The following is a 14,869-nucleotide window of genomic DNA, read 5'->3' on the forward strand; positions in this document are numbered from 1 at the left end:
TGCTCCATGCTCCATGCTCCATGCTCCATGCTCCATGCTCCATGCTCCATGCTCCATGCTGATTAATTGTATTTTTCCAGTACTCGCTGCGCAAGCTCCAGATACATTTGTCCGATTTCTGTGTCTTCGGCATATACGGAAGGTGAGAAATCAGGATCGGTTGCTAGATTATCCGGGGCACCGAGTGGAATTTGTGCTAGCAGCTCGGTATGTAGATTTTCCGCCAGCATACCGCCGCCACCACGGCCAAACACATAGTCTTTTTGTCCGTCTCGCGTTTGATAGTACGCCATATTTTCAACTACACCGAGAATATCGTGATTAGTCTGAATAGCCATTGCACCGGCACGAGCTGCCACGAACGATGCTGTCGCATGCGGAGTAGTGACCAGAACTTCTTTACTTTGCGGCAGCATCTGATGCACATCAAGCGCAACATCGCCCGTACCTGGAGGTAGGTCAAGCAGCATATAGTCCAGTTCGCCCCACTCTACATCTGCGAAAAATTGACGCAGCATCCGCCCTAGCATCGGCCCACGCCAAATGACCGGATTATTTTCACGAATAAAGAAGCCCATCGACATGACTTTAACGCCAAAGCGCTCGACTGGCTGAATGCGACCTTCTTCCACTTCAGGGTATTCTTCAATTCCCATCATATCCGGTACGCTAAAGCCATAAATGTCCGCATCAATAATGCCAACTCGTTTACCAAGGCGAGCTAGCGAAGTTGCCAGATTGACGGTAACGGTAGATTTACCTACACCACCTTTACCACTTGCAACCGCGATAAAGCGTACACCTGACTCAGGATGAATAATCGACAGGTTCTCCAGCCCGGCAGCATGCCCCTTCTGCTCGATCTCTTCGGCTGTAGGCTCTCTTTGCTCATCTGGAGATAATAGTTGTCTTACCGTTGCCATCTCACGCTCAGAAGGCTCTCTGAAACGAATATGCAGATCGATCGGCTCCACGATTTTGAAGGCAGCGCGTACAGACTGCTCTACCGCTTCTTTATATTCCTGTCCCAGCTCTATACATACCACAGTCAAAGAAATACGCGTATCTTTGACCATGACATCACGAATAAATTGCATCTCCAGGAGTGGGAATTCATATTGTGGATCTTTTACCTTGCTTAATAGCTCCAATACATAGTCTCTTGATAACATGATGCGCACTCCTTGTTATGATGAATTTCATGGATCCTCTTTCATCGCCAACCCATAATATTGCCATTATAGCATTGTATACGGTTCCGTAGGCAATGAACTATAAATCGATCATGCTCGCACTTCATATGTACTATATAAACGTAATAAACACATTGTACAAAGTACACATACATTTTGGCTTCAAACAAAAAGCCCTTGTACGATATAACACTATGCGCTACTGGAAGCTGCCTTTCGGCTCATTCCTGTTTTACATCGTGTATATGACAAGGGCTAACTATCGACGCGCTCCAGAAAATAGAGCTACGTTATGGAATCCATTATTATTGAATCTACTATTCCGTATGACGTTACATTATACTTTTGCAATTAATACTTTCAGATCACGAGTAGTTTAACTATGCTCGGCTCGCTACATGCTCCGCCATACCTTCAATCAACACTTCCGCTACCTCTGGACGTGTAAACTCCGGTGGTGGACATTGACCATCACGCAGCAGCGCACGAACCTTGGTACCGGACAGCGTAAGGTGCTGTTCTTTGGAATGTGGGCATGTTTTACTGGATGCCATATTACCGCACTTGGTGCAGAAGAAGCTATGCTCAAAAAAGAGTGGTGTAATATCTAGCTCCTCTGGCGTAAAGTTAGAGAAAATCTCCTGCGCTTCATACGTACCATAATAATCGCCGACACCAGCATGATCTCGTCCTACGATAAAATGGGTGCAGCCATAGTTTTTACGCACTATCGCATGGAAGATAGCCTCTCTAGGGCCGGCATAACGCATAGCCGCTGGGAACACACCGAGGAATGTACGATCTTTTGGATAGTAGTTTTCCAGCAGTACAAGATAGCTGCGCATCCGCACATCAGCTGGTACGTCATCTGATTTCGTCTCACCTACCAATGGATTTAGGAAAAGAGCGTCTACAATCTCCATTGCGCTTTTCTGGATATATTCATGTGCGCGGTGAACTGGATTACGCGTTTGGAAGCCAACTACGGTTTTCCAGCCCTTTTCTGCGAATAAACGACGTGTCTCTGAAGGATCAAAATAAAACTCGCCGAACTTCGCAGGAACCGGACGGTTTAAAACTTGAATCGGACCACCTACATAAGTCGTTGGACGAGCTAGCAGCTTCTGCACACCTGGATGCTCAGGATCATCGGTTTTGAATACATTCACCGCTTCACGCTGCTGATCTACTGTGTAGATACTGCGTACTTCCAGCACGCCATAGATCACACCATCTTCTTCGCCAACGAGCGCTACCTGTTCTCCTGTTTGCAGCGTAGCGGCTAGCTGTTCTTGTAGCGCCAGCGTGATCGGAATACTCCAGACCGTACCATTCGCTAAACGCATACGCTCCACTACCGACTGATAATCCGCTTCTTCTAGAAAGCCTTCTAATGGAGAAAAAGCACCGACACCAATCAGATCAAGATCAGAAACTGTCCAGCTATTGATCGGAATCTGCTTCCATCCTTTGGCTTGCTCCAGTAATTGAGTACGTGCTTCGCCTTCTACAATACGTTGAACTAGCTTGCCTCCGTGCGGTGCTATGGACGTCATTGAAGTCTCTCCCTTATTTTCGATATAGTTGACGCTGGATCGCCTGCATATAGGGTATTTGTATATGCGAGGACATTTATATTGATGATTATGTGCGCTATCTTATTTATGCAATCCGCATTCTGTCTTATCATTCCCTGCCCAGCGTCCTGCTCGTGGATCTTCACCTGGCATGACCTGACGTGTGCAATACTCGCAGCCGATACTCGGGTAATTACGATCATGCAGCGGGTTATAGATAATATCGTTATCTCGAATATAGTTCCAAACGTCTTCGGATGTCCAATCTGCAATCGGATTAAACTTCATCAGACCAAACTTCGTATCATATTCTACCTTTTTCGCATTCGCACGTGTAGGCGCTTGATCACGACGAATACCTGTAATCCATGCATCATATTGGGAAAGAATACGCGTCAGCGGCTCCACTTTACGAATATTGCAGCAAGCGTTCGGGTCTACGGTCCATAGTGACTCTCCATGAGCAGCAGCTTGTTCTTCCGGTGTCAGCTTCGGAGCTACACGCACAAAGTTCATTCCATAACGTTCAACCATGCGATCCCGTGTCTCGTACGTTTCTTTAAAATGAAAATCAGTATCGAGGTAAAAGATATCAGTCGATGGACTGATCGTTTGCAACATATCTACAATGACAACATCCTCCGCGCCAAAGCTGCATGCAAAGGTCAAGCTTTCAAAATTATCTACCGCCCAACGAATGACCTGCTCTGCTGATGCGTGCTCCAGCTCTTCTGCCTTTACTCTAGCCAGCTCTTCTTTTTCCAACAGATTCATGTGATTTCCCCCATCATAGAATTTAGATTCTTTTTTCCAAACTGGTTTTAAGTAGGTAAATAAAAAGAAAGTAGTCATATCTGCAATTCAGCACGATGTTGGACCTGCCTGTTTGCAGCCTATAGCTGGATATATACAATAACTGCATAGATTAGCTTACAGGATGACCGCCTTACGATTGTCATGTTTATTACCTTCTAAACCAGTCATTCACTTGCTGATGATCCACTTGTTGTGAGCTTGTTATGGAATACAGTGATTGTCTCCATCGCTTGATCGACTTTATAGTGTTTAAAAACATTAAAACCAACTAAAACACTAAGAATTATATGTATATTATAAAAGTCGTTGATCTGCAATACAAGAGGAAATTCAATATTTTTGATATCAATTGTTATTTATAAGTGGAAATAGCTTCTTATACCCATCACCAGCTTGATTTACAAGCTTATGTTGATTTCTATGAGCAGTTTACAGATAGCTGTTGATAACTTTTGAAATAATCATGATTTTTTCAGGATTCATTCACATACTCACAAAGTTATCCCCTTTATACCCAGGTTGTTGTTGAATATTGACTCTATTGGGGATTAAAAATGAATTTTAGCTGTGGATGAGAAGCTTTATATGCTTTTGTTAAGCGAAGATTGGGGATAAGTAATCTGGCTTTAATTAGATTCAAGCAATATTTCATACGATAGTATTGCTTGCTATGCAGGATAGTAAATCCAGCTCAGACGCATACAATACGGACTGGCTTACCCTGTCATAGAGCTAGCGCCAGCATACGGATCCATGTTGATGAAATGAAGCGTATGGCAGTAAAGCAGTATGCAGCAAGGAATCAATAGGATTGTAGCTATGGACTTTTACATCCTAGATATTTTACAACTCGTATGGGATTGAATGATCGGTATTCTGGTGATGCTGCATCGTGGATGAGTATATCGTATATGTTCCAATATAAGCTGCATAGCTATAGTTTATATTGGGTATGAATGAGGATATAACGAAGTGATACTTATGAGGTGGGGTTCATATGTATGTTCACTTATAACGAAATGTAGCGAGTATCCAGCTGGTAACGAATCATGCTTAGCCAATGTTCACAAGCAAAACAAAACCCCTGACCTGAAAAGGCCAGAGGTTTCGGTACACCTTGTAATATACAAGGAATATTAACGTTTGGAGAACTGAGGTGCGCGACGAGCCGCTTTAAGACCGTATTTTTTACGCTCTTTCATACGTGGGTCACGAGTCAGGAATCCTGCTTTTTTCAGGGAACCGCGCAGTTCAGGATCTGCTTTCAGCAGAGCACGGGAGATACCGTGACGAATTGCGCCAGCTTGACCAGAGATACCGCCACCGTGAGCCAGTACGATTACATCGTAGCTACCCAGAGTTTCAGTCAGGTTCAGTGGTTGCTTAACGATCAGCTTGAGTGTTTCCAAACCGAAATATTCATTGATGTCGCGTTTGTTAATGACAATGCGTCCTTCACCCGGTACAAGGCGAACACGTGCTACCGAATGTTTACGACGACCTGTCCCATAGTATTGTACTTGTGCCATGAAACTGTCCTCCTTTTAATTATCCGCGAAGTTCGTAAACTTCTGGTTTTTGTGCTGCATGTGGATGTTCTACGCCAGCATAAGCTTTCAGGCGCAACTTCATTGCATTACCTTGACGAGTTTTTGGCAGCATGCCGTGAACAGCAGCTTCGATTACACGCTCAGGTTTACTGTCGATCATCTGTTGAGCAGTAGTCACTTTCAGACCACCTGGGTGCATGGAGTGACGATAGTATTTCTTGTCTTGCATTTTTTTACCAGTCAAGCGGATTTTTTCGGAGTTGATTACGATTACGAAATCGCCGCCGTCCACATGAGGTGTGAAAGATGGTTTGTGTTTACCACGGATCAGTGCTGCAACTTCGCTTGCCAGACGGCCCAGCGTTTTGCCTTCAGCATCAATAATATACCACTGGCGTTCTACTTCACTTGGCTTCGCGATATAAGTTGTACGCATGAGAAGTTCCTCCTTAGTCTTTTTGAACATCTGTTGTTCTCGTGCTCTGACGCTCAAGAAGATATTCAATAAATGTAATGTTCACAGTGCATAAGCTGCATCTGTATATATGATCGTTCTTTAATTGGTTGTGTTGTTTATACACGATGTTACATTGTTGTTAGTCAATGGATAAAGCCTTTTAATGGTTATCTTGATTGGGGGCTGTGGGAGAGCCATCAAGAAAACACAACTTTTATTTTACAGGATGGTTCAACGTTAATCAAGCATTATTTATGGTTTTTTCAGACTTTTTTATTGAAAGGTTTCTCAATACGATAAGCCTAAAATTCCAATTCATCATAATGCACGCCCCACATCGTTAACGCTTTGCTGACCGCTGTAGGCCCAGCTGCACTCCGATCACAGGCAGCAATCATACCTGGAATATCATCCGGTGTATATTTGCCTTCCCCAACCTGAATGAGCGTTCCCATAATGATCCGCACCATATGCTGCAAAAAACCATTGCCTGTGATGTAAAAGTGAAGAATGCCCTGGTCCCTTGTATTCTGCCTGGTTTGCGACAGATCGATCTCCAGCCTGGTTTCCAGCACTGTACGCACATGACTTTGCTTTTGCGAATAACGAGACGCAAAGCTGGTAAAGTCATACGTGCCTACAAAATGCTGAAACGCCACATTCATTGCTTCGATGTTCAGTTTACCTGGATGATGCAGCTGCATATGACGCAAAAACACATCTGGATACTGATTCGCATTGATCGTATACCGATACGTTTTACGTTTAGCTGAACGACGTGAATGAAATTCAAGTGGAACTTCATAGGCACCGGTGACAATAATATCACGTGGTAAACGACCATTCAGCGCCAGTGGCCAACGATCTACCGGAATCGGTGACTCCGTACAAAAGTTGAACACTTGCCCTACAGCATGCACACCAGCATCTGTACGTCCGGAGCCATGAATTTTGGGACGTTCTCCAATCATAGAGGCGATCGCTTTTTCCAGATGATCCTGCACGGTATTTCCGTCAGGCTGCGTCTGAAAGCCGTTATACCGGGTTCCGTCATAATTGACGGTCATACATAGATTACGCATGGGTTATCACCTTTATATCCACATACAAAGTGAGGGAGCTCCAGATGGAGCCCCCTCCTTCATGTTGTTAAACACAACCTTACCCAGACAGAGAAAAAAAGGGCTTTGCCAGAATCACAAGACCCTGTCCACCCTTCTTTATCTGCATGTTACGCGCGGTCTACCAGTTCCAGATAAACCATAGGAGCTGCGTCACCACGACGAGGTCCCAGTTTCAGGATACGAGTGTATCCACCTGGACGCTCTGCATAACGAGGTGCCAGTTCAGAGAACAATTTTTGGATTGCATCCTGGTTGCCATCGAGAGTCTCGCGGCGAACGAAAGAAGCTACCTGACGACGAGCATGCAGATCTCCACGTTTGGACAGAGTGATCAGCTTTTCTGCGATAGAACGAAGTTCTTTCGCTTTTGCTTCAGTCGTTTGAATACGCTCATATAAGAACAGGTCAGTTACCAGATCGCGGAACAGAGCTTTACGAGCGCTGGAGTTACGACCCAATTTTTGGTATGCCATTTTGTATTCCCTCCTTCATCAATGATTAGATGACTATTCTTCCTGACGCAGACCAAGACCAAGTTCCTGTAACTTCTCTTGAACTTCTTCAAGAGATTTGCGTCCCAGGTTACGGACCTTCATCATGTCGTCTTCGGATTTAGTAGTCAGTTCCTGCACCGTGTTGATGCCGGCACGTTTCAAGCAGTTGTAAGAACGTACGGAGAGATCGAGTTCTTCGATCGTCATCTCAAGCACTTTCTCTTTCTTATCTTCCTCTTTTTCAACCATAATTTCTGCATCTTTTGCTTCGTCAGTCAGACCAACGAACAGCATCAGGTGCTCGGTCAAAATTTTGGCGCCCAGGCTAACGGCTTCTTCAGGACGGATGCTACCATCTGTCCAGATTTCGATCGTCAGCTTGTCATAGTTCGTAACTTGACCAACACGAGTATTCTCGATGCCATAGTTAACACGGGAAATCGGAGTATAGATCGAATCGATTGGAATCACGCCAATTGGCTGATCCGCACGTTTGTTCTTGTCTGCCGATACATAACCGCGACCACGGTTTGCAAAAATACGCATGTGGAGTCTGGAACCTGGAGCAAGGGTGGCAATATGAAGATCCGGGTTAAGGATTTCCACATCACTATCTGCACGGATATCGCCAGCAGTGACCACGCCTTCTCCTTCCGCGTCAATCTCCAACACTTTTTCTTCATCGGAGTGGATTTTCAGCGAGAGGGCCTTGAGGTTCAAAATGATCTCGGTAACGTCTTCCATTACGCCTTGAACCGTTGAGAACTCGTGCAATACACCATCGATCTGTACAGATGTTACTGCCGCACCCGGAAGGGAGGACAACAAAATCCGACGAAGTGAATTGCCAAGTGTTGTGCCGTAACCACGTTCGAGAGGTTCTACGATGAACTTGCCATAGGTTCCTTCATCATTTACATCTACGGTCTCAATTTTCGGCTTTTCGATTTCTATCACTGCAATATCCCTCCTTCAAAACGTCGCTTCGATGAAACTGTCGCTAAAACTTTATACAATAGACATGCAGCAATCCCAGGCAAGCGGTACGCCTGCACCGGAGTTTGACTACATTTGTAGAGACATGCCTCGATTATACGCGACGACGTTTTGGTGGACGGCATCCGTTATGCGGGATCGGAGTTACATCCTTAATCAGGTTAACTTCCAGACCAGCTGCTTGCAGGGAACGAATCGCTGCTTCACGGCCTGCGCCAGGACCTTTAACCATAACTTCAACGGCTTTCATGCCGTGCTCCATAGCTGCTTTAGCTGCAGTTTCTGCTGCAAGCTGTGCTGCGAAAGGAGTGGATTTACGGGAACCTCTGAATCCAAGACCGCCGGAGCTTGCCCAGGAAATAGCGTTGCCGTGAGGATCCGTAATCGTAACGATTGTATTGTTAAACGTGGAACGAATGTGAGCCACGCCAGATTCGATATTTTTACGGTCGCGACGTTTAGTACGTACGACTTTTTTCGCTTTAGCCATTGATCATTAACCTCCCTTACTTCTTCTTGTTCGCTACTGTGCGACGAGGACCTTTACGTGTACGAGCATTTGTTTTGGTACGTTGACCACGAACCGGTAGACCACGACGGTGACGAACACCACGGTAGCATCCGATTTCGATCAGACGTTTAATGTTCAAAGAGATCTCACGACGAAGATCACCTTCTACTTTTTTACCTTCAATTGCTTCACGCAGTTTTCCTACTTCATCTTCAGTCAGATCGCGGACACGAGTGTTCAGGTCAATACCTGTTTCACTCAGAATTTTCTGAGAAGTCGTTTTACCGATTCCGAAAATATATGTCAAGGCGATCTCAACGCGCTTATCACGTGGTAAATCCACACCAGATATACGTGCCATTACGCTACACCTCCTCGATTAATTAACCTTGCTTTTGTTTGTGTTTCGGGTTTTCACAAATAACCATTACATTCCCTTTGCGGCGAATGACTTTGCATTTTTCGCAGATGGGCTTTACAGAAGGTCTTACCTTCATGTTAATTACCTCCTTAAGCTTTACGGTTGTAAAACTTATTTCGTCAGCATTTTATCTGCAGCACAAATTAGTCCACATAAGTATCTATTATAGCATACTTTTTTGCATTTGTGTTTTATTTACGATAAGTTATACGACCTTTTGTCAAATCATAAGGTGAAAGTTGAACAACCACCTTATCTCCAGTCAGAATACGAATGAAGTGCATCCGCAGCTTACCGGAAACATGAGCGAGAATTTGGTGACCATTCTCCAGCTCAACCTTGAACGTTGCATTCGGCAATGGTTCAAGAACCACGCCTTCTACCTCAATAACATCTTCTTTAGCCACAATGAGTTCCTCCTTAGACCGTATTGTTTTCGGCAGATTCGACAAACTTGGCTACTGCATGACGCAGCTTTCCATTTGTGACCCGTCCGCTTTCTTGCAAACTGTTTACAACTTCGCTGCTGATCACCGCTGTCAGCTCCAGATGAAGAACATTCTTCTTCTTCGGCTGATCAAACTTGCGTTTGTTGCCATCGGCGATATAAACAAATTTCTCATCCGGTATTGCAATGATTACAGCAGGCTGGCCAGCTCCCTTGCCTTTTGAAACCTTCACAATTTGACCAACCTGCGGGGATGTTCCTGCTTTCAACAAAATCACCTACGCATTCAGTGTTGTGAAAATCTCCATACCGTCCGGTGTTACCGCAACCGTATGTTCAAAATGGGCACACAGTGAGCCGTCTACCGTAACTACTGTCCATTTGTCTTCCAACGTTTTAACATGCCGTCCGCCAGCGTTCACCATCGGTTCAATTGCAAGCACCATGCCTGGCTTGAGGCGTGGTCCCCGATCCGCAATTCCGTAATTCGGAATCTTTGGATCTTCGTGCAGCTTGGTTCCAATGCCGTGACCTACGTACTCGCGTACGACAGACATGCCGGCATTCTCGATAAAACGCTGTATTGCATGCGATATAGTAAACAGACGCACATCCGGCTTCACTAGCTCCAGACCCGCAAATAAAGCTCCCTCCGTAACGTCCAGAAGGCGCTTCGCTTCGTCGGAAATGGTGCCGACCGGATATGTCCACGCCGAATCACCGTGATATCCCTGATATTGGGCTCCAATATCGAAAGTCACGATGTCGCCCTCTTGCAGTTTGCGTTTGCTTGGGAATCCATGAACGAGTTCTTCGTTCACCGAAGCACAAATACTGGCAGGAAAACCATTGTATCCTTTGAATGACGGCAAGGCATTCTGGCTGCGAATGTAACGATCCGCAATGACATCAAGCTCTTCCGTTGTAATCCCTGGCTCGATGTATTGCTTGATCAGAGCATGAGTTTCAGCAACAATTCGCCCTGCTTCTCTCATAAAGCCAAGTTCTGTTTCGGATTTGCAAATGATCATTCGACTTAACCCCGAAGCAGTGACACAATATCAGAGGATACTTTGTCAATGCCCTGTTCGCCATCAATGTCTCTCAGCAGGCCTTGATCACCGTAGTAAGTCAGCAGCGGGGCAGTTTTGTTGCCGTACTCGTCAAGACGAGTCGCTACGCTTTCTTCGTTATCATCAGGTCTCTGGTAGAGCTCACCACCATCAAGATCGCAAATGCCCTCTTGTTTTGGTGGATTGAAAACAATGTGATACGTAGCGCCGCATGTTCTGCAAATGCGTCGTCCGGTAATGCGAACGAGCAGCTTATCGCGGTCTACCTTCAGATTGATTACGTGGTCCAGCTTACGGTCCATTGCTGCCAGCATGTTGTCGAGCGCTTCAGCCTGAGCCAGCGTTCTTGGATAACCGTCAAGCAAAAAACCTTTCTCACAATCAGGTTGAGCGAGTCGCTCTTCCACAATTCCGTTGGTTACGTCATCCGGTACAAGCAGACCTTGATCGATGTAGGACTTCGCCTTTACACCAATAGGTGTCTCCTGCTTGATCGCCAGACGAAATGCATCGCCTGTCGAGATGTGAGGGATACCAAGCTCCTTAACGATAACAGCAGCTTGAGTTCCTTTACCAGCTCCCGGAGGTCCCATGAATATGATGTTCACGCTACTTCACTCCCCCCAAAACGACTATTGCAAGAACAGCACGGAAAGGTGCCGGTTAGAACGGAATTAACCATTCACCGGAACCTGCCGTCTATTTATTGATAAAACCTTTGTAATGGCGTTTGATAAGTTGGCTTTCGATCGTTTTCATCGTATCCAGTGCAACACCGATTACGATGAGAAGCGATGTACCCCCGATTTGAACCGATTTTGGCAAACCGGAAATAGCCCCGAGGAATACCGGTAGTACCGAAATGATGGCCAGGAACAGAGAGCCTGTCATCGTCAAACGTGTCATAACTTTCGTCAGATACGTTGCCGTTGGCTTGCCTGGACGAACACCCGGAATGTAACCACCGTTCTTCTTCATATTATCTGCCATTTGCGTAGGGTTCATTTGTACAAATGTATAGAAAAACGTAAATCCGATAATCATTACTACATACAAGACCATACCCAGCGGTTTGTCATACCACAGATTTGCGGTAATCCATTTTGCCCAACCGTGTGTGGACCAGAAGCTTGCAATAATGATAGGAAATTGAAGCAGGGATACAGCGAAGATTACAGGGATAACACCAGCTGAATTGATCTTCAGCGGGATATGTGTATTCTGACCGCCATACATTTTGTTGCCTACTACGCGTTTTGCATATTGTACCGGAATTTTACGAATACCCTGTTGGATAAAGATAACACCGACTACAATCAAAATTACGACGAGAACAACAACAACCAGCTTGATCACGTTCATGAACGTCTGGCCCTGAGCTAGGAAATCTGATTGAATCATATCGCGGATGTGCTGCGGGATTGCCGCAACGATACCTGCAAAGATAATAATCGAAATCCCGTTACCAATTCCTTTTTCGGTGATTTGCTCACCTAGCCACATCAGGAAAGATGTACCGGCAGTCAATACGATAGCAATAAGAGCGTAACTCCAGAACGTAGCGCCTGGAATCATCTCTGTATTGTATAAACGGTTAAAACCGATAGACGTACCAAAAGCCTGGATCAGACCCAAAATGATTGTACCATAACGGGTGACCTGCGCCAGTTTCTTTTTACCGTGTTCCCCTTGTTTAGCCCATTCCGCAAATTTCGGAATAACATCCATCGACAGTAACTGTACGATGATGGATGCGGTGATATACGGCATAATTCCGAGGGCAAAGATCGAGAAACGAGACAATGCACCACCGGAGAAAGTGTTTAGAAGACCGAACAATTCTTGCCCCTGGTTATTTACAGCAGTGAAAACTTCCGTGTTTACTCCAGGTACTGGTACGAACGAACCGATACGGTAGACAATCAGCACCAGCAAAGTAAAAAGTATCCGATTTCTAAGGTCTTCCACCCGCCATATATTCTTCAGGGTCTTGAACATTAGATCACCTCGGTTTTACCGCCGGCAGCCTCGATCTTCTCTACCGCAGATTGAGAGAACTTATTCGCTTTTACAGTCAGTTTTACAGTCAGATCACCGTTACCGAGGATCTTAATGCCGCTCTTCGCGTTTTTGACCATACCTTGTTCCATCAAGAACTCCGGAGTTACTTCTGTGTCAGCAGCCAGACTGTTCAGTTCAGCTACATTTACCAGAGCGTACTCTTTACGGGTAGGGTTAACAAATCCACGTTTTGGCAAACGACGATACAATGGGTTTTGACCGCCTTCAAATCCTGGACGAACGCCACCGCCAGAGCGGGAGTTTTGTCCTTTGTGACCACGACCCGATGTTTTACCTGTACCGCTACTAGTACCACGACCTACGCGTTTGCGTTCTTTGCGGGAACCAGGAGCTGGAGAAAGCTCATGCAATTTCATCGTTCGTTGCACCTCCTTATTGATAATAGGCTAATCTTTCGATCAATTAGCCTTGAATTTCTTTTACAGATACCAAGTGTTTTACTTGGTTAACCATGCCGCGGATTGCAGCATTGTCTTCTTGAATGACCGAATGGTTCAGCTTACGCAGACCCAAAGTTTTCACAGTAACACGTTGTGTTTCTGGACGGCCGATCACGCTACGGACGAGGGTAATTTCCAATTTAGCCATGTGATTCCCTCCTTAACCGAGCAGCTCTTCGATTGTTTTTCCACGCAGTTTAGCTACGTCTTCAGCACGTTTCAGGCGAGACAAGCCTTCCAGTGTAGCATTAACCATGTTCATGGAATTCGAAGAACCCAGGGATTTTGTCAAGATGTCGCCTACGCCAGCGAGTTCCAGAACAGCACGAACTGGACCACCAGCGATAACGCCAGTACCTTCCGATGCTGGTTTCAGCATAACGCGGCCTGCGCCGAATTTACCGTTTACCAGGTGAGGAATTGTTGTTCCTACGAGTGGAACGTGGATCAGGTTTTTCTTAGCATCTTCGATACCTTTACGGATCGCGTCAGGTACCTCGCCAGCTTTACCCAAACCAGCACCAACCCAGCCTTTACCATCGCCTACTACTACCAATGCGCTAAAGCTAAAGCGACGTCCGCCCTTTACTACTTTAGCAACACGGTTGATGTGAACTACTCTTTCAGTCAGTTCCAAAGTATTTGGATCAATACGCAAGTCGTTTACCTCCTTTTTGCAATAGATTAGAATTGAAGACCCGCTTCACGAGCTGCATCTGCCAGGGCTTTAATCCGTCCGTGATACAAATAGCCACCGCGATCGAATACTACAACCTCGTGTCCTTTGTCTTTCGCACGTTTTGCGATCAGTTCGCCAACTTGAGCAGCTGCTTCTACGCTACCGCCGTTTTTGATTTCGCCGATCTCTTTATCCAGAGTGGAAGCAGAAACGAGAGTTACGCCAGCCACGTCATCGATCAATTGAGCATAAATGTGTTTGGAAGAACGGAACACGTTCAGACGTGGACGTGCAGCTGTACCAGTGATGTTCTTACGAACACGCAGGTGTCTTTTCAGACGAGCTTTGTTTTTATCCGCTTTAGTAATCATGACTTATCTTTCACTCCTTTCATTATACATGAGCTAGCTTCAAGCTAAGCAGCTTGGGGTAATTCAAAATTATCCCCTAGCTTACTTCTTCTTACCAGCTTTACCTTCTTTACGCAGAATGCGTTCGCCTTCGTACTTGATACCTTTACCTTTATACGGCTCTGGTTCACGAACGGAACGGATTTTCGCAGCATAAGCACCTACGCGCTCTTTATCGATACCGTTAACGACGATACGTGTGTTCGAAGGAACATCGAATTCGATGCCAGCTTCTGGAGTGATTTCTACCGGGTGAGAGTAACCAACGTTCAGAACGATTTTATCGCCAGATTTGCTTGCGCGGTATCCGACACCAACCAGTTCCAGGGCTTTGGAGAAACCAGTAGTTACTCCGCTTACCATGTTGCTTACTACGCTGCGTGTAGTTCCGTGCAGGGAACGATGCAGTTTGTTGTCAGAAGGACGCTCAATCGTGATCACGTTACCTTCGATGACTACTTTCATATCTTGGTGAAGTTCACGGGACAGGCTTCCTTTCGGACCTTTCACCGTAAGAGTAGTGTTGTTCAGAGTCACCTCTACACCACTTGGTACTTCAATTGGTTTACGACCAATACGGGACATTGCATTGCACCTC

Annotated in this window: 21 protein-coding genes; all 21 read right to left on the reverse strand. The window is 45.6% G+C overall.

The window, feature by feature from the left end:
• Nucleotides 1-62: 62 nt before the first annotated feature.
• Nucleotides 63-1,172 (reverse strand): iron-sulfur carrier protein/transcriptional regulator SalA, encoded by a 1,110-nt coding sequence (gene salA, locus IEX62_RS20670; RefSeq protein WP_188777853.1) that lies wholly within the window; start codon nucleotides 1,170-1,172, stop codon nucleotides 63-65.
• A 401-nt stretch (nucleotides 1,173-1,573) separates the two neighbouring features.
• Entirely contained in the window at nucleotides 1,574-2,749 is a 1,176-nt protein-coding gene (gene sat, locus IEX62_RS20675) for a sulfate adenylyltransferase (protein ID WP_188777855.1), read from the reverse strand.
• A 102-nt stretch (nucleotides 2,750-2,851) separates the two neighbouring features.
• The gene (locus tag IEX62_RS20680; protein ID WP_188777858.1) at nucleotides 2,852-3,544 is read right to left on the reverse strand and encodes a phosphoadenylyl-sulfate reductase; all 693 of its coding nucleotides are present in this window, start codon (nucleotides 3,542-3,544) and stop codon (nucleotides 2,852-2,854) included.
• Between the two features lie 1,178 nt (nucleotides 3,545-4,722).
• Nucleotides 4,723-5,115 carry a 30S ribosomal protein S9 gene (gene rpsI, locus IEX62_RS20685; protein WP_017815392.1) on the reverse strand — a complete coding sequence of 131 codons (393 nt, stop codon included), beginning with the start codon at nucleotides 5,113-5,115 and terminating at the stop codon, nucleotides 4,723-4,725.
• Between the two features lie 19 nt (nucleotides 5,116-5,134).
• Nucleotides 5,135-5,572: a 50S ribosomal protein L13 gene (gene rplM, locus IEX62_RS20690; protein WP_188777860.1), complete on the reverse strand. Its 438-nt coding sequence runs from the start codon at nucleotides 5,570-5,572 to the stop codon at nucleotides 5,135-5,137.
• 323 nt (nucleotides 5,573-5,895) lie between these two features.
• Nucleotides 5,896-6,675, reverse strand: coding sequence for a tRNA pseudouridine(38-40) synthase TruA (gene truA, locus IEX62_RS20695; protein WP_188777862.1), 780 nt, complete (start codon nucleotides 6,673-6,675; stop codon nucleotides 5,896-5,898).
• A 149-nt stretch (nucleotides 6,676-6,824) separates the two neighbouring features.
• On the reverse strand, nucleotides 6,825-7,190 hold the full coding sequence (gene rplQ, locus IEX62_RS20700) for a 50S ribosomal protein L17 (RefSeq protein ID WP_188777864.1): 366 nt from the start codon (nucleotides 7,188-7,190) through the stop codon (nucleotides 6,825-6,827).
• Nucleotides 7,191-7,223: 33 nt separating this feature from the next.
• On the reverse strand, nucleotides 7,224-8,168 hold the full coding sequence (locus IEX62_RS20705) for a DNA-directed RNA polymerase subunit alpha (protein ID WP_188777866.1): 945 nt from the start codon (nucleotides 8,166-8,168) through the stop codon (nucleotides 7,224-7,226).
• A gap of 133 nt (nucleotides 8,169-8,301) precedes the next feature.
• Nucleotides 8,302-8,697, reverse strand: a complete 396-nt coding sequence (gene rpsK, locus IEX62_RS20710; protein WP_017815387.1) for a 30S ribosomal protein S11 — start codon at nucleotides 8,695-8,697, stop codon at nucleotides 8,302-8,304.
• Nucleotides 8,698-8,713: 16 nt separating this feature from the next.
• Nucleotides 8,714-9,079 carry a 30S ribosomal protein S13 gene (rpsM, locus tag IEX62_RS20715; RefSeq protein ID WP_188777868.1) on the reverse strand — a complete coding sequence of 122 codons (366 nt, stop codon included), beginning with the start codon at nucleotides 9,077-9,079 and terminating at the stop codon, nucleotides 8,714-8,716.
• A 22-nt stretch (nucleotides 9,080-9,101) separates the two neighbouring features.
• Nucleotides 9,102-9,215: a 50S ribosomal protein L36 gene (gene rpmJ, locus IEX62_RS20720; protein ID WP_003333770.1), complete on the reverse strand. Its 114-nt coding sequence runs from the start codon at nucleotides 9,213-9,215 to the stop codon at nucleotides 9,102-9,104.
• A gap of 115 nt (nucleotides 9,216-9,330) precedes the next feature.
• Nucleotides 9,331-9,546, reverse strand: a complete 216-nt coding sequence (gene infA / locus IEX62_RS20725; protein ID WP_017815385.1) for a translation initiation factor IF-1 — start codon at nucleotides 9,544-9,546, stop codon at nucleotides 9,331-9,333.
• 13 nt (nucleotides 9,547-9,559) lie between these two features.
• The gene (locus IEX62_RS20730; protein WP_373289174.1) at nucleotides 9,560-9,856 is read right to left on the reverse strand and encodes a KOW domain-containing RNA-binding protein; all 297 of its coding nucleotides are present in this window, start codon (nucleotides 9,854-9,856) and stop codon (nucleotides 9,560-9,562) included.
• A 9-nt stretch (nucleotides 9,857-9,865) separates the two neighbouring features.
• Nucleotides 9,866-10,618, reverse strand: a complete 753-nt coding sequence (gene map / locus IEX62_RS20735; protein WP_188777873.1) for a type I methionyl aminopeptidase — start codon at nucleotides 10,616-10,618, stop codon at nucleotides 9,866-9,868.
• 5 nt (nucleotides 10,619-10,623) lie between these two features.
• Nucleotides 10,624-11,268: an adenylate kinase gene (locus tag IEX62_RS20740; protein WP_188777875.1), complete on the reverse strand. Its 645-nt coding sequence runs from the start codon at nucleotides 11,266-11,268 to the stop codon at nucleotides 10,624-10,626.
• A 91-nt stretch (nucleotides 11,269-11,359) separates the two neighbouring features.
• On the reverse strand, nucleotides 11,360-12,658 hold the full coding sequence (gene secY, locus IEX62_RS20745; protein ID WP_188777877.1) for a preprotein translocase subunit SecY: 1,299 nt from the start codon (nucleotides 12,656-12,658) through the stop codon (nucleotides 11,360-11,362).
• Nucleotides 12,658-13,098 (reverse strand): 50S ribosomal protein L15, encoded by a 441-nt coding sequence (rplO, locus tag IEX62_RS20750; RefSeq protein ID WP_188777879.1) that lies wholly within the window; start codon nucleotides 13,096-13,098, stop codon nucleotides 12,658-12,660. The genes secY and rplO overlap by 1 nt, the downstream gene beginning before the upstream one ends.
• A gap of 46 nt (nucleotides 13,099-13,144) precedes the next feature.
• Entirely contained in the window at nucleotides 13,145-13,330 is a 186-nt protein-coding gene (gene rpmD, locus IEX62_RS20755) for a 50S ribosomal protein L30 (protein ID WP_188777881.1), read from the reverse strand.
• Between the two features lie 12 nt (nucleotides 13,331-13,342).
• A complete protein-coding gene (gene rpsE, locus IEX62_RS20760; RefSeq protein ID WP_188777883.1) occupies nucleotides 13,343-13,840 on the reverse strand; it encodes a 30S ribosomal protein S5 in 498 nt (165 codons plus the stop codon).
• Nucleotides 13,841-13,866: 26 nt separating this feature from the next.
• Nucleotides 13,867-14,232 carry a 50S ribosomal protein L18 gene (gene rplR / locus IEX62_RS20765; protein ID WP_188777885.1) on the reverse strand — a complete coding sequence of 122 codons (366 nt, stop codon included), beginning with the start codon at nucleotides 14,230-14,232 and terminating at the stop codon, nucleotides 13,867-13,869.
• A gap of 81 nt (nucleotides 14,233-14,313) precedes the next feature.
• Entirely contained in the window at nucleotides 14,314-14,856 is a 543-nt protein-coding gene (gene rplF / locus IEX62_RS20770; RefSeq protein WP_188777887.1) for a 50S ribosomal protein L6, read from the reverse strand.
• Nucleotides 14,857-14,869 lie beyond the last annotated feature (13 nt).

The sequence above is a fragment of the Paenibacillus hunanensis genome, assembly GCF_014645615.1.
Classification (GTDB): domain Bacteria; phylum Bacillota; class Bacilli; order Paenibacillales; family Paenibacillaceae; genus Saccharibacillus; species Saccharibacillus hunanensis.

Coding starts and splice junctions, on each gene's coding strand:
- IEX62_RS20680 (WP_188777858.1), bottom strand. CDS start 3,544: ATGAATCTGTTGGAAAAAGAAGAGCTGGCTAGAGTAAAGGCAGAAGAG.
- rplO (WP_188777879.1), bottom strand. CDS start 13,098: ATGAAATTGCATGAGCTTTCTCCAGCTCCTGGTTCCCGCAAAGAACGC.
- rpmJ (WP_003333770.1), bottom strand. CDS start 9,215: ATGAAGGTAAGACCTTCTGTAAAGCCCATCTGCGAAAAATGCAAAGTC.
- rplQ (WP_188777864.1), bottom strand. CDS start 7,190: ATGGCATACCAAAAATTGGGTCGTAACTCCAGCGCTCGTAAAGCTCTG.
- rpsK (WP_017815387.1), bottom strand. CDS start 8,697: ATGGCTAAAGCGAAAAAAGTCGTACGTACTAAACGTCGCGACCGTAAA.
- rplF (WP_188777887.1), bottom strand. CDS start 14,856: ATGTCCCGTATTGGTCGTAAACCAATTGAAGTACCAAGTGGTGTAGAG.
- secY (WP_188777877.1), bottom strand. CDS start 12,658: ATGTTCAAGACCCTGAAGAATATATGGCGGGTGGAAGACCTTAGAAAT.
- sat (WP_188777855.1), bottom strand. CDS start 2,749: ATGACGTCCATAGCACCGCACGGAGGCAAGCTAGTTCAACGTATTGTA.
- rplR (WP_188777885.1), bottom strand. CDS start 14,232: ATGATTACTAAAGCGGATAAAAACAAAGCTCGTCTGAAAAGACACCTG.
- map (WP_188777873.1), bottom strand. CDS start 10,618: ATGATCATTTGCAAATCCGAAACAGAACTTGGCTTTATGAGAGAAGCA.
- truA (WP_188777862.1), bottom strand. CDS start 6,675: ATGCGTAATCTATGTATGACCGTCAATTATGACGGAACCCGGTATAAC.
- rpmD (WP_188777881.1), bottom strand. CDS start 13,330: ATGGCTAAATTGGAAATTACCCTCGTCCGTAGCGTGATCGGCCGTCCA.
- rpsI (WP_017815392.1), bottom strand. CDS start 5,115: ATGGCACAAGTACAATACTATGGGACAGGTCGTCGTAAACATTCGGTA.
- rplM (WP_188777860.1), bottom strand. CDS start 5,572: ATGCGTACAACTTATATCGCGAAGCCAAGTGAAGTAGAACGCCAGTGG.
- salA (WP_188777853.1), bottom strand. CDS start 1,172: ATGTTATCAAGAGACTATGTATTGGAGCTATTAAGCAAGGTAAAAGAT.
- rpsM (WP_188777868.1), bottom strand. CDS start 9,079: ATGGCACGTATATCTGGTGTGGATTTACCACGTGATAAGCGCGTTGAG.